Genomic DNA, 12762 nt, shown 5'->3' on the forward strand with positions numbered 1-12762 from the left:
GTATGCAATTGTGGAACATATATGGATTCCAGGCAGAGTTTTCGACTGCGAATCCAGTTGTGTTCCAGCAAACAGGTACGAACGAGACGTGAACTGGACACGACCGAAGATGTTACGCTCGAGTGAGCGTCCGTCGAACGACTGGTAGCTCCACGAGTTGCCAGCCAATGACGGCTCCAACAGTGCCGACCAGAGCGAGTATGGCCCGTGTTTCGCCGCCAGTAACGACCAGCGCAAGGGCGGCGATTGCGATTGCGACGAGGAAGACGCGTAGCGGGCGAATCCCGACCACGTACCCGATCACCGCAAGATAGAGGATACCGAATGCGACCGAGGCGACCACGTCGACGAGGTAGTGGACGCCAAGGGCGAGCCTGGAGAGGGCCACGATGGCGACGACGAGGGTGGCGATCGTTACTCGAGTTAGGAGTTGGGCGCGCTCGAGCCACAGCGCGAGCGCCCCCCAGAAGATCGTGGCGGCCATTACGTGTCCGCTCGGGAAGCCGTGTTTGCTGGTCTCGACGGCGTGCAGGTCTGCGGGTGGCCGTGGAAGGGCAAAGGATCCTTTCACGAGGACGACGAACGCCAGGCCGCCGAAGACTGTGGCGATCAGGAACACCGTTCTCTCGGAGCACAGTGGCTCCTCTAGACGGTCGGATCTAAGGTTGGAACCGACCTCGAGGAGGTACAGCAGTCCCAGGAGGGGGACGATGACGATGAGATCCCCGAGCAATGCAAGGGCGGCGAAGGCCTCGACGGCCCACTCCGGGAGGTGTTCACGGAGGGCGACGGTGACACCGAGATCTCGAGTCATCTATGAGCCTCATCGGGGACGTGGGGTGATAGATGGACGCGTTCAGGTGGGAGCCACATTCGCATCTCAGGATCGTCGTACCAGCGGTTCGTACCAGTCACGGTTTGCCTCGTACCACTCGATGAACGATCGGACGCCCTCTCGGATCGACGTCGACGGATCGTAGCCGAGGAGGCGGTTGGCCTTCGAGACGTCCGCATGGGTGTGTTCGGCGTCGCCGGCTCGAGCTTCGTCGTACACGATCTCGAGCGACGGGTCGATTTCGTTGCGGATGACCCGTGCCAGGTCGTCGATCGAGATGTTGTCGGTGCTGCCGACGTTGAGGGCTTCGCCGTCGGCGGCGTCGTCGGTCATAAGCTGGTGGTTCACCCTGACGACGTCGCCGACCTGCGTGAAGTCCCGCGTCTGGGTTCCGTCGCCGTAGATGACGGGTGGCTCGCCGTTGATACATCGCGAGACGAAATTCGAGATGGCCATGTTGGGTCGCATGCGCGGCCCGTACACCGTGAAATAGCGCAATGAGACCGTGGGTAAGCCGTACACGTCGTGGAAGACGCGTGCGTACTCCTCGGCGGCGAGTTTCGACACGCCGTAGGGGCTCGTCGGTTGTTTTCGCTGGTCTTCGACGTAGGGGAGGGATTCGGGCACGCCGTACACCGAGGAGGAACTCGCGAGGACGACGCGCTCAAGGTCGGTGTCGCGGGCGGCCTCGAGGACGTTCATCGTGCCATTGACGTTGATCGAGTTCGGTTTCGAGGGATCCTCAACGCTCGTGCGGACGCCCGCCTGTGCAGCCTGGTGATAGACGATGTCGGCTTCGGTGACGAGTTGGGTGACGAGGTCGGCGTCGCGGACGTCGCCCTCGACGAACTGGTAGGTTCCGTCGGTGTCGTTCGCGGCTGTACGGGTGGTCTCGATCGTGTGACGTTTGATCCCGACGTCGTAAAACGGCTCGAGGTTGTCGAGGACGGTTACCTGGTGGCCGTCGGTGACGAAAGACTCGGCGAGATGGCCGCCGATGAATCCTGCGCCGCCCGTGACGAGAATGTTCATTCTGTTATGCTTGAGAACACGACGGGGCTACTTTGACGTTTTGACATTCACCTGGGCTCGAGGGCGATACTAGATGTCCTGATATCAGTGAAATGGTCGATTCAGACATCAAGATCCGAGCGATTGCTCGAGCGTCCGCTTCGAAACACTCACGAACTGAACCCGCGGCTCGATGAGATACCAGCCAAGACTGATCGCGACGGCGACGGCGTTGATCAGGATGTCGATGCCACTCATGTGTCGGGCAGGAACGAGTCCCTGGCCAAGTTCGATCAGGGCGCCGTATCCAGTTGCGATGACGAACACGAGGAGCATTTTCCGTGAGCGAGGGAGGTTCCGGTCGGTGATAGCGTAGGCAAGGGAGAGACCGAGTGTAACGTACGCGAGGACGTGATTCCAGGTTGGAAGCGGCAGGGTATCCGGCGATGGCGTCTCAGGCGGTATAGCGAGTATGGAGAAGTAGAAGATGATAGCCGCGACGGCGAAGACGCCACCCAGTCGCAGGGAACGCGGAAACAACGGAACGGGAATTGTCATAGCATGTGATTTGACCAGTACTGGAAAAGAGTAGCGAAATAATGATGTAGTGTCGACAGTATCATTCAGCGGACTTCGTGTTCGACGTCGCGTTCTCGATTCGTTTCGACCTCGACGAGGCACTCGAGTTCGAGTTCAAACGTACAACTCAATGAATGGTCTATTGCTTCGAAGTAACATAGATGACTTAGAACCCGTTACAGCCAGTACCTGGATATATTATCAAAATATAAAATACTGGTATCCACGAACGTCTCTATATTAGTTTGTAGGCAAAGGATCATATTTTACGTTGATTTCGTAGGCAATATATCTATCAAAGCGCTTATTAATCGACCGTGTCATATAGGTGATGGATGCTTACTGGGTGGCGCTATCGCATTGCTGGATTTACAGGAACCGTGGCCATAGTCGTTGGCGCGGTTCTCCTCGCGAACCATCCAGCCGCTCAGGCCCTGTTCACCACCCACGTTCCGTTGTTTAATCGGCTCGAGCCAACCGTTCTCGAGGGCGAGTCACGTCGCTGGGCGATTTTGTTGAGCGTCGTGTTCGTCGGTGGGGCGTTGCTTCCGTTGTACAAACCCCAACCACGACGGTTGCTCGACACCGTGTTTCTGGCACAGAAACGCGTCGTCGTCGGCGGGCTGGCAATGGCGACGCTCGGATACTTCAAATGGAGTCATCGACTCCCGCGCCAGACACTCGCGATGACCGTGGCGATTCTCGTCGTGGTAATTCCGCTCTGGTTCGTCTGGATGCGCCGCCGACCGACTGGAGAGCCCGGTCGAACGCTTCTCGTCGGCGACGACCTCGAGCAGATCGAGCAAATTGCGCCGACGATCAACGCACCAGTGATCGGCTACCTGTGCCCCACGCGTATCGTGCACCACCAGGGGAAGGCTTCTGCGCGCATCGACGACGTGCTGACTGACGGAGGCACCGTCAGCGATTCGAGACTTGCCGAAATCGAAGCCACCATCGATCAGTACGGGCGACTTGGCGCGATGACCAGACTCGGCGGGCTCTCGCGCCTCGAGGACGTCCTGCTCGAGCACGACGTCGACACTGTCGTGCTGGCGTTCGCCCAGCCCGATCGGGCGGAGTTCTTCGGTGCGCTCGATGCGTGTCACGAACACGGTGTCTCGGCGAAAGTGCACCGAGAGTACGCCGACAGCGTGCTGGTGTCAGAAGGTGACGTGGGTGAGCTCGTGGACGTGGATCTCGAGCCGTGGGATCCGTTCGATCACGTATTCAAGCGGGTGTTCGACGTGATGTTCGCGACCGTTGGATTGGTCGTGTTCGCACCGCTTTTCGTCCTTATCGCCGCAGCCATCAAGATGGACAGTCGCGGGCCGGTGTTCTACAGCCAGGATCGAACCGCTGGCTTCGGGGAGACGTTTTCCGTGTACAAGTTCCGGTCGATGCTTCCCGAGAGCGAGGACGTCAACCCGGGCGAAGACGACAGTCGCGTGACGCGCGTTGGGTGCTTCCTCCGGAAGACCCACCTGGATGAGTTACCTCAGCTGTGGTCGATCTTCGTCGGGGACATGAGCGTCGTCGGGCCACGAGCCGCCTGGACTGAGGAAGAACGGTTACTCGAGCAAGACGTCTCGTCGTGGCGCAAACGCTGGTTCGTGAAACCCGGGTTGACGGGGCTGGCACAGATCAACGACGCCAAGAGTACGGATCCGGATCTGAAGCTTCGATACGACCTCGAGTACATTCGTAAGCAGTCGGTGTGGTTCGATTTACAGATCGTGATTCGGCAGATCTGGAATGTGGTCGAAGACATCGCTGAAACCGTTCGTGATTGAAGCGCGTTTGCTGATGTTGTGATTTTTGTGCCGGTCTGATAGTGCGAGTCAAGCATGAGAAGTGAGATGGATCGCCCTCGAGTGGAAATGACAACCGATTAAACCCGGAAGTGAGAACATCTATCTGAATGCGATTTCCCTGTGGCATACTGTAAGTCACTGGGTTCAACGCCAGGGGAGCCCGGTTGGTGTAGCAATGAACCAAAACGAACAGAGTGACGCTAATTCAGAGCGTGAAATAAGGGCGTCCAGTGATACCTTTTCGGTACTAATCAGTGTCTACAAAAACGATGATCCCAAGCATTTTCAGATTGCTCTCGAGAGTATTTTTGGTCAAACACTCGTACCTACCGAGGTCGTCATCGTCGCTGATGGGCCACTGACGTCGGAATTGGACGAAGTGATCGAGGAATTCGTTTTTCGACATTTAGAAACAATACAGGTAGTTCGCCTCGAGACGAATCAAGGACTCGGTGCAGCACTTCGAACTGGACTCGAGGCATGTTCGTACGATCGGGTAGCACGAATGGACGCCGATGATGTCGCCGTTTCAGAGCGTTTCGAAGAGCAAGTAGCGTATCTCAAGTCGAACCCAGACGTCGATGTCGTAGGGAGTCACGTCGGAGAATTTCGCACCGATCCAGAGAACGTTGACACTGTTCGATCAGTACCGTCCTCTGCGTCAGCGGTTGAATCGATGGCCCGCTTTCGGTGTCCGACGAACCATCCCAGCGTGATGTACCGTCGTCAGGCTGTTCTCGAGGCAGGGAATTATCGTCCACTTCGATCGATGCAGGATTACGAGTTATGGATGCGGATGCTGTCACAGGGATATACGATCGAGAACCTTCCACAAGTTCTGGTGAAATGCCGAGCCGGAGAAGACCTCTATCGCCGTCGGGGCGGGTTGTCGTATGCTCGTCTCGAATTCTCTTTACAGCGTGAGTTCCACCGGTCAGGGATGATTTCTGGTGTCGAATTTATTCGGAATATTGTATACCGAGTTCCGATTAGACTGATTCCATCTCGCCTCCGTGGTGCTATTTACAAGGTTGCGCTACGCGATTAGTCGTTGACGATGTTCGACACATCGATGATGTAACTTCTTCGAACGCCTTCGTGAGTAGAATCGATTGATATTGCAGTTCCATCAGGTCTCCAGCGTGGGTGGAGGTCACATCTGTTCACACCCTCGTATTCGAACGGAGAAAGAAACCGACCGATTTCGATCTCACGGCCTTTTTTCCTGTCATAGAGCAGGAGGTGACGTTGTCGAGCACGATCAGGATAGGTATCGGTGACGATCCACTGGCCATCGGGTGAAAGAGATGGATGGCCGTCACCGTACTCCTCAAAGGTACCGAGTAGTGCGACCTTCCCCGTTGTGGTATCGACAACGTGGTATTTGCTCCCATACGTTTCAGAAGTGCCCCAGACGAGCAATTGCTCATCGTCGAGCCAACAGTAATGGGAGATAGTCGACCAGTCTAACAGCGGTTCATCGATATCATCCGAGGCGTACAGTCGGGAATTTCGTCCGCGGCTATCGCGCCATCGATGGAGGAACACGAACCGGTCACCTGATGGATTATACAGGACATGGTTCAAGTAGTGGTTCGCCTGTTCCACGTCGTTATCTATGAGGTCGCCCAAGCAGACCAATAGGTCAGCAGATCCGTCGTCAAGGTATACACGCCAGAGCCCGTCATTGGAAGGATCTGGTATTACTGTGGGATCATCAAGACCGTACCCGTAATCTGGTCTGTTTCGATCTAAGCGATGGTAGTTGAGTGATATGAATTCCTCACCAGTGGGGGCGATCGCCTGCAATGGCCAGTCGTAGCGATCAATTTCCTCACCGTTCACGTCTACGATACGGGTAACGAGGTTACCGTCCTGGACGTCATTGAAGAGGATCCTGTCGTCCTGTGTTGGGTGCCACTGTACCCGACTGCCCTGCTGATAGTTCCAGGCGTCCGTAGCTGCTATCGATTGGTTACCATCGTCATCATACAAATGGATCGAGACGGACGCGTCCGCGGATAGGTGTTGATAGACTGCATTGTTCATCGACCTGTTCCAGGGTGTCGTATCGAAATACCCGAAGAACGATTGCGTAGCAATTCGAGTTTCGTCAAACCACTCCCCTGGTGTCAACAGAGAAGCTTTAGGGTGCGTCCACGCAGAAAAGTCTCGGTCACCATATATGACGTAGTTCCCACGTTGGTACAGCGTCTTGGCTCCTTGCTTTGCCCTGGGAAATCGATCTAACAGTCTAGCTATCGATCGCTCGACTGGATTGTACGTCCCCATCTATCCGGATCAGTTATCGAGCCCGTAAATTAGGTATTTCGGGTTTCGGGTCGAGATGGAAATCATTTACTAGCTTCACTCCAACATCAGTATACTCACAACAGATGGGAACGGATCTGCTTTACATTGTTTCGACACTCCGTCGCAGCGGCCCTACGAACCAGCTCTATTACATCCTCAAATACCTTGACGAGGAGTTCGACGCTACGGTGTTGACGCTCTCACCAGAACCCGAGGATACCGAGCTCCCTCGATTTCGGAATCTCGACATCACGTACGATACGCTCGGTCTCTCTCGAGTCGAAGGCGTGACCATTGGGCCCAAGCGACTCCGCTCGGTGGTTTCCAAACACGATCCAGATGTTATCCATACACAAGGAATTCGAGCAGACACGCTTTCTGCCGCGTTCCTCTCCAAGTATCCTCGAGTGACGACGATTCGGAATTACCCGTACGACGACTACCCAGCAAAGTTCGGGAAGCTCCAGGGAACGGCAATGGCGTGGGAACACCTTCGCGTCTTCAACCGCTTGGATCAGCCTGTTGCGTGCTCCAAAACGATCGCTGGCATGGTGGAACCACACGGTATTGATGCGGTTCCGATACAGAACGGTGTCGATCATCACAAGTTTACGCCGCCAACCGACTCGAGGAAGAAAGAGCTTCGGCGAGAGCTAGAACTTCCAGAAGAGAAACGGATCTTCGTTTCCGTCGGATCATTAATTCCGAGGAAAGATCCTGAACTGCTCATCCGTGGGTTTGTACAGAGTGACCTCAGTGACTCGTTATTACTTTTCTTAGGAGACGGTCCACTTCGTGAGTCGTGCGAGGAATTAGCTAGAACAACATCATCGATCAAATTCAAGGGTTGGGTAGAGAACGTCAATGAGTATTTACAGGCAGCAGATTATTTCGTCACTGCTTCTCACTCTGAAGGCTTACCCAATGCAGTAATGGAAGCCTTGTCAACGGGGCTACCGGTATGTCTTTCTGATATTGATCCGCATCGAGAGTTAGTCACGAGTCATACTGAAGGTGTTTTTTTTGAAATAGGTAAGCGGGATAATCTAGAAAAAGCGTTACACACTCTTGTGAACAGCGACTACGAACGGAATTCTAATTTGGCGCGCGATACGGCAGTGAATCAACTCAGTGCCGAACATATGTCCCATGAATATCAACAGATCTACAATAGATATTAGTCAAGTTCATAATCCATCTAGTTTTAACCCGGTAAATTAATTCGTTCTCAAAATTTCGATCATCCTGAATAAATAAGAGATATGAACCCTCGCTTGATATGTGACCCTATATGCTGAAGGGATTATTCCTAAGGGCGGTAAGAATATACAACGAAGATGGAGCGATCGAGCTAATATCAAAATCCAAAAAATTTGCCTTTAGATTCATCAAAAACGGGTTTAAAGTACATCGGTATCAGACTGATGAACGAGTTGATACACAAAAACGGTTGGAAATAATACAAAAACAGATCGATGAAAATGATTCAAGTCTATTAGATATTGGATGTGCTGATGGATATCTCACTTCAAAATTTCACGAGAAGGGCTTGTTTTGCATTGGGGTAGATCAGGCCGAACAAATGCTTGCAATAGCCCGCTCAGGACGCCAGTATAAAGATGGTCTCGGTTTCATTAGGAAGGAAATTACCCCTGATTCATTATCTAAACTACCAGATTTCGACGTAATTTTATTATTGACCGTATATCATCATTGGGTGAATTCATACGGTCTTAAAACGGCAGAAGATATGCTAGTCGAGCTTACTGAAAAGGGAAACAAATTATTTTTCCAACCTCCGGGAAAAGAGATCCACAATAACGTTCAAAAGTCTTCAGACCAGTCAATTGAGGAGTATTATATGAACTATTTGAAAGAAACACTTCCAGAGAGCACTGATATTAAATTACTTGATACTACGGATTACACTGATGGCGAAAGGCGCGACCCTCTTTATCTAATCATGAGAAATTAGCCATGGCTAATTTAAAATATCTCTATAACCGATCGATTGATATTTATCGTAATCAAGGCATTAAAAGGTTAGTTAAGTCCAGTGGAAGGTTTTTGATTGGAAATATTATTGGCTCAGACAGATATTATCGTGTGAAGTATGACATTAGACAATTTCGTCAGCAGCGTAAACATGGGCCAGTTCCCCATGCATTGGACATAAGATCCGCATCACCGAAAACGATCAAAAGAATGTCTAGTACAGACCCTTCGTTAAAATGGCAAAAGGCCGGTTTAATTGAAGATGGTGACTGGGATCGGTCAGATTGTTTATTCAAGAACTACGATCTTTATATCGCATTTCAAAACAGATTTGAAAGTGGATGTTCATGGAGAGATACTGGGTTTTATCAACGTGCATCTAATCAAATCAAAGAAGGGCGAATTAAATGGGGATGCCAGACAGTCGACGAGTTAGATGCTAGATGTGAAGCGTTAGATGATTTATACACATCTATTAAGAAAAACGGTTATATTGATCGAAAAGACATGACCAAAAATAAAGGAGAGCTACCTGCTACTGATAGCTTTGCTGCTATAAGCAGCTCACCCTTACACCAATACGACGAAATAGCAGTTGATGTAGGTCGATCTGGTGAGCTATTATTTGTTGATGGTCGAAACAGGCTCGCCATATGTAAAATACTGGATATCGACAAAATCCCTGTTCGTATTGTTCGACGGCATGAGATCTGGCAAAACCACCGTCAAGATATTATTGAAAAGGATGAAAAAGCATATAATCACCCCGACCTGGTTGATCTCATATGAGCAAATGAAGAAGTTTCCATACTATAGACATGACTAGTAAATAAAAAAGATGGTGAACTATGTCCACAAATTCTATTAAACAACACAAACTCAACTTCACAAGACCATCTCAATATGTTCAATACATTTTGTATTTTAGCACATTTCTTGCACCCTGGTTTGCAATTTTTCCGACCAGTGCCGGTCTATATGAGTTCGTTATCATAGGCCTATTCATATACATTATTGTATCTGATAATAAATTAGTAATGCCGGACAGACATGTTACTGCGGCTCTCTTTCTAGTATTTTTTGGATATTCTATATCAGTATTCACAGCTCATCAACCACTTAATGCGGTTAGCTTTTCAATACAATTTGGATTCATATTATTGGTACAAGGATCTGTACTATACACACTTACTAGAAGTAGAATTGATCTGCACTATCACGCCGTAGCTCTAACGATTTCGTTAATGGTAATGATTCTATACTTCATTATTTCCGAGCCGTTTTTTGACAACTACATGAATAATAGACTCGTTTTATTTTTTAGTAATCCAAACATATTTGCTCTCCATATTGCCCCAGCCACAGTATTAACGATATATATGTCTTACTCGAAATGGAAACAGAGTCGGATACCACAGACTGCCATTTTTTCTGCCATAGCGATTATCGGGATTATTTTAATATTTCTTTCACAATCTAGGCGTGTGTTTATTTATCTATTCATCTGTATTTTTCTCATTCTCGGTACCAATTTTGGACAGCGTACTCGATTGATTGAGTTAGTTATGAAAGGAACGGTGGCAGTAATATCCCTTGGATTAGTTGGGTTTTTAATGTATGTGTCTGGAATATTACCGCCAATATTCGCAGAGAGATTAGATGTTTTTGAGGGGCGCGGTTCATTAGAGAATAGATATGTGCCGATACTATTAGCTGCCAGATACTTCAGTGAAACTATGATACTCGGGTCAGGATATAATAACTTTGAGTTACATTTGAATGACTTAGCAGTAACAGCAGCAGAAGAACATTATGCTCACAAACCACATAATATGCTTATCATCCCATTTGTGGAGGGTGGCATTTTCGCCGGTTTTGGGATTTTAGCTTTAGTGGGCATTATTTGTTGGAGGTCGATCATCAGCTGGAGAGCAGGGAGGTTTAATAATTCAGAAGTCGAATTTGTGTTTGTAGCCTGTACAATTGCTTTCTTCGCGGCACAAATGTTTGGAGTTCTATCAATTTTACGAGTTAATTGGCTAATTATATTTTTAGGACTAGTATCACTCCATATTATAACAGACAAAACAAGGATGTCCGAATTGAGGAACGGGCGAAAATAAATAAGTTAACGTCTTTGTCTAAATTTGTGCGATAAATAAGTAGCTATCTTGAACGTTTGTCTTCCGAAAATTGACAATAATAAGAACACATATGCTTTGATGTTTTTCGGATCATATTTGAGAGATGTCCAGAAAAGTTGGCGAGAGGCGTGAATATTACCTTGATTAGCATTTATGAAACCCCGGTTAAGTAACGAATTTGAAATCCATCTTTGATTAAGGACATCTGAATGCTTCTCAAATAGCATGGCTGAACCAAGCTCTTTAGCTTTTGTATTCGTTGAGATTCGATCATCATGGACATAGTGATTCACCTTCGGTTCATTCAATCCGTGAAAATAATATCCATTTTTTAATACTCGCAAATAAAAATCGTAATCTTGTTTTGAAGGTAGCTCTTCATCTAACAGCCCAACTTCAGTTAGGATATCATGCTTAATTGTAACACAGGAAAATGATCCAATTTCGTTCCTTACTTTTAAATCACCTAACTGTGTTTTCCCATCAATTACTTCACTAACCTCCTTGGAACCATCATGGAAAACTTTTTCATATGATGTATAGACTCCAGCACAATCTGAACAAGATTTTTCAAAAGCATTGATTACAGACTCAATATAGTCTTTTTGGAATTCGTCATCTGAATCAAGGAATGATATGTAATCACCACATGCTAATTTCACACCCGTGTTTCTGGCCGCGTTTGCACCCAGATTTTCCTCATGCCGAACTACACAATACCGAGTAAAGACTTCTTCAGGCACTGTGAGTGTTTCCTCAATTGGTTGGTCTGATCCATCATCCACAACAATCAATTCGAGATTTGTATACGATTGCTGGGTAACTGAGTTCACTGAACGTTGCGTTTGTTGGTGACGATTATATGTGGGTATGACTACTGACACAATCGGATCCGTACTTTTTTCAGTGATTGAATTGACCTTCATTTACTAACTTTATTATATGAGATGATGGATTCTACGTTTTTCTTTTCAGAATACGGAACCATCCCATCTTTATCTGGAAAGCCAATTGCCATAAACATTACCACCGTTTCATCATCATCTAATTCAAGTATATTGTTTAACTGGCGTTCATTGTGCGGGATCGCGGGCCAATTGATGCAACAAGATGCAAGTCCTTGAGTTTCTAACGAAAACTGAAACGCCATTGCGGCGAGACTAGCGTCAATATAGATGACATGCTTGTCTCGAGCATCAAAATACGCTCGTTGTTTACCGACGATGGCCGCTAAACATGGGATATTGTGTTTGTATCCTCTGGCGCCAATAGCCAACGAAGAAAGTTCTTCGATCAACTCCGGCTCGTCGTATAATCTGAATTCGAATGATTGTCTATTGCATGCACTTGGCGATTGCATCGCAATTTCGAGCGACTTGTCAACGAGCTCTCGTGGAACCTCTTTATCCTGAAACCATCGAGTACTGGTTCGCTGGGTCGCGAGTTGCTTGAGATCAGCGTAAGAAACTGGTGAGTCACTTAGCTCACGACGAGGATATGGTACACGGTTTCCAGGTGTATAGTCTATCTGTGCTAAGAATTCTGAAAACTCCTCATGAGCTTCAGCTATGGCATCGGTATGTTCGACTGTTTTGAAGTAATTGGCAAGCACATCGATAGCCCAATAGAGTTGTTCATCGTCTTCTTCGGGATTCCACGCAGTTTTTAAATCTCCGACCACATTTCCAACATAACTTTCTGCAAACACAGGTCGCCGGTTCCTCATTGAAAGCCCCTTTTCTATCCGATGAATACTTCGAATGATCCTGTGGCGCGGGGCATCTCGTTGTTCTTCGGCCTCGTGATATTTAGCAACACCACAGAGTACTGCCCGCTGTTCTTGATAAAATGTTCCTTTGAGGGTAAAATAAATGCTGGTTAAAACTCGTGAGCGAGCGATAGTTCTGAGTGTTTTATTTTTTGGGAAGATTTTCCAGACAACGTTTTCATAAAACTTGTTCAACGAGTACCGCGTGCTTTTTCGGAACAGTTGTCTGGCGCCTTCCTCGTTGTATATTGATTTTCCTCGAGAAAGCAACGATGGCATTCCTGATGACGTCAAACCACTGGC

The 12762-nt window shown here is 48.6% G+C and carries 12 protein-coding genes; 6 read left to right on the forward strand and 6 right to left on the reverse strand.

Features of this window, described 5'->3' with window-relative positions; all coding sequences use genetic code 11:
• Positions 1 to 112 precede the first annotated feature (112 nt).
• From NGM68_RS15305 to NGM68_RS15315, 3 genes are all read right to left on the reverse strand, one after another.
• Complete coding sequence (locus NGM68_RS15305) at positions 113 to 814, reverse strand: phosphatase PAP2 family protein (RefSeq protein WP_252699098.1); 702 nt, start codon at positions 812 to 814, stop codon at positions 113 to 115.
• A gap of 66 nt (positions 815 to 880) precedes the next feature.
• Entirely contained in the window at positions 881 to 1867 is a 987-nt protein-coding gene (locus tag NGM68_RS15310; RefSeq protein WP_252699099.1) for a GDP-mannose 4,6-dehydratase, read from the reverse strand.
• Positions 1868 to 1975: 108 nt separating this feature from the next.
• Complete coding sequence (locus NGM68_RS15315; protein ID WP_252699100.1) at positions 1976 to 2404, reverse strand: VanZ family protein; 429 nt, start codon at positions 2402 to 2404, stop codon at positions 1976 to 1978.
• Between the two features lie 356 nt (positions 2405 to 2760).
• Between NGM68_RS15315 and NGM68_RS15320 the strand changes: the two genes are divergently transcribed.
• Positions 2761 to 4218, forward strand: coding sequence for a sugar transferase (locus NGM68_RS15320; RefSeq protein WP_252699101.1), 1458 nt, complete (start codon positions 2761 to 2763; stop codon positions 4216 to 4218).
• A gap of 196 nt (positions 4219 to 4414) precedes the next feature.
• Positions 4415 to 5287, forward strand: a complete 873-nt coding sequence (locus NGM68_RS15325) for a glycosyltransferase (RefSeq protein ID WP_252699102.1) — start codon at positions 4415 to 4417, stop codon at positions 5285 to 5287.
• Here the strand turns inward: NGM68_RS15325 and NGM68_RS15330 are convergent.
• Entirely contained in the window at positions 5284 to 6234 is a 951-nt protein-coding gene (locus NGM68_RS15330; RefSeq protein WP_252699103.1) for a TolB family protein, read from the reverse strand. The two genes, NGM68_RS15325 and NGM68_RS15330, sit on opposite strands and share 4 nt — an antisense overlap.
• A 401-nt stretch (positions 6235 to 6635) precedes the next feature.
• Here NGM68_RS15330 and NGM68_RS15335 point away from each other — a divergent pair, with 401 nt between their 5' ends.
• The 4 genes from NGM68_RS15335 (at position 6636) to NGM68_RS15350 (ending at position 10670) form a co-directional block, all read left to right on the forward strand.
• Complete coding sequence (locus NGM68_RS15335) at positions 6636 to 7733, forward strand: glycosyltransferase (protein WP_252699104.1); 1098 nt, start codon at positions 6636 to 6638, stop codon at positions 7731 to 7733.
• Between the two features lie 110 nt (positions 7734 to 7843).
• Positions 7844 to 8527: a methyltransferase gene (locus NGM68_RS15340; protein ID WP_252699105.1), complete on the forward strand. Its 684-nt coding sequence runs from the start codon at positions 7844 to 7846 to the stop codon at positions 8525 to 8527.
• A gap of 2 nt (positions 8528 to 8529) precedes the next feature.
• Positions 8530 to 9336, forward strand: a complete 807-nt coding sequence (locus tag NGM68_RS15345) for a ParB N-terminal domain-containing protein (RefSeq protein ID WP_252699106.1) — start codon at positions 8530 to 8532, stop codon at positions 9334 to 9336.
• Between the two features lie 590 nt (positions 9337 to 9926).
• Complete coding sequence (locus NGM68_RS15350) at positions 9927 to 10670, forward strand: O-antigen ligase family protein (RefSeq protein WP_252701436.1); 744 nt, start codon at positions 9927 to 9929, stop codon at positions 10668 to 10670.
• A gap of 5 nt (positions 10671 to 10675) precedes the next feature.
• Here the strand turns inward: NGM68_RS15350 and NGM68_RS15355 are convergent, their stop codons facing one another.
• Both NGM68_RS15355 and NGM68_RS15360 read right to left on the reverse strand, forming a co-directional pair.
• Positions 10676 to 11617 (reverse strand): glycosyltransferase family 2 protein, encoded by a 942-nt coding sequence (locus tag NGM68_RS15355; RefSeq protein WP_256469894.1) that lies wholly within the window; start codon positions 11615 to 11617, stop codon positions 10676 to 10678.
• Complete coding sequence (locus NGM68_RS15360) at positions 11614 to 12738, reverse strand: nitroreductase family protein (protein ID WP_252699108.1); 1125 nt, start codon at positions 12736 to 12738, stop codon at positions 11614 to 11616. The genes NGM68_RS15355 and NGM68_RS15360 overlap by 4 nt, the downstream gene beginning before the upstream one ends.
• Positions 12739 to 12762 lie beyond the last annotated feature (24 nt).

The sequence above is a fragment of the Natronosalvus vescus genome (assembly GCF_023973145.1).
GTDB lineage: Archaea > Halobacteriota > Halobacteria > Halobacteriales > Natrialbaceae > Natronosalvus > Natronosalvus vescus.

Bases quoted from the DNA above. Each gene is read 5' to 3' on its own strand.
- NGM68_RS15340 (WP_252699105.1), top strand. From the start codon at position 7,844: ATGCTGAAGGGATTATTCCTAAGGGCGGTAAGAATATACAACGAAGAT.
- NGM68_RS15305 (WP_252699098.1), bottom strand. From the start codon at position 814: ATGACTCGAGATCTCGGTGTCACCGTCGCCCTCCGTGAACACCTCCCG.
- NGM68_RS15355 (WP_256469894.1), bottom strand. From the start codon at position 11,617: ATGAAGGTCAATTCAATCACTGAAAAAAGTACGGATCCGATTGTGTCA.
- NGM68_RS15310 (WP_252699099.1), bottom strand. From the start codon at position 1,867: ATGAACATTCTCGTCACGGGCGGCGCAGGATTCATCGGCGGCCATCTC.
- NGM68_RS15350 (WP_252701436.1), top strand. From the start codon at position 9,927: ATGTCTTACTCGAAATGGAAACAGAGTCGGATACCACAGACTGCCATT.
- NGM68_RS15320 (WP_252699101.1), top strand. From the start codon at position 2,761: ATGCTTACTGGGTGGCGCTATCGCATTGCTGGATTTACAGGAACCGTG.
- NGM68_RS15345 (WP_252699106.1), top strand. From the start codon at position 8,530: ATGGCTAATTTAAAATATCTCTATAACCGATCGATTGATATTTATCGT.
- NGM68_RS15325 (WP_252699102.1), top strand. From the start codon at position 4,415: ATGAACCAAAACGAACAGAGTGACGCTAATTCAGAGCGTGAAATAAGG.
- NGM68_RS15360 (WP_252699108.1), bottom strand. From the start codon at position 12,738: ATGCCATCGTTGCTTTCTCGAGGAAAATCAATATACAACGAGGAAGGC.
- NGM68_RS15315 (WP_252699100.1), bottom strand. From the start codon at position 2,404: ATGACAATTCCCGTTCCGTTGTTTCCGCGTTCCCTGCGACTGGGTGGC.
- NGM68_RS15335 (WP_252699104.1), top strand. From the start codon at position 6,636: ATGGGAACGGATCTGCTTTACATTGTTTCGACACTCCGTCGCAGCGGC.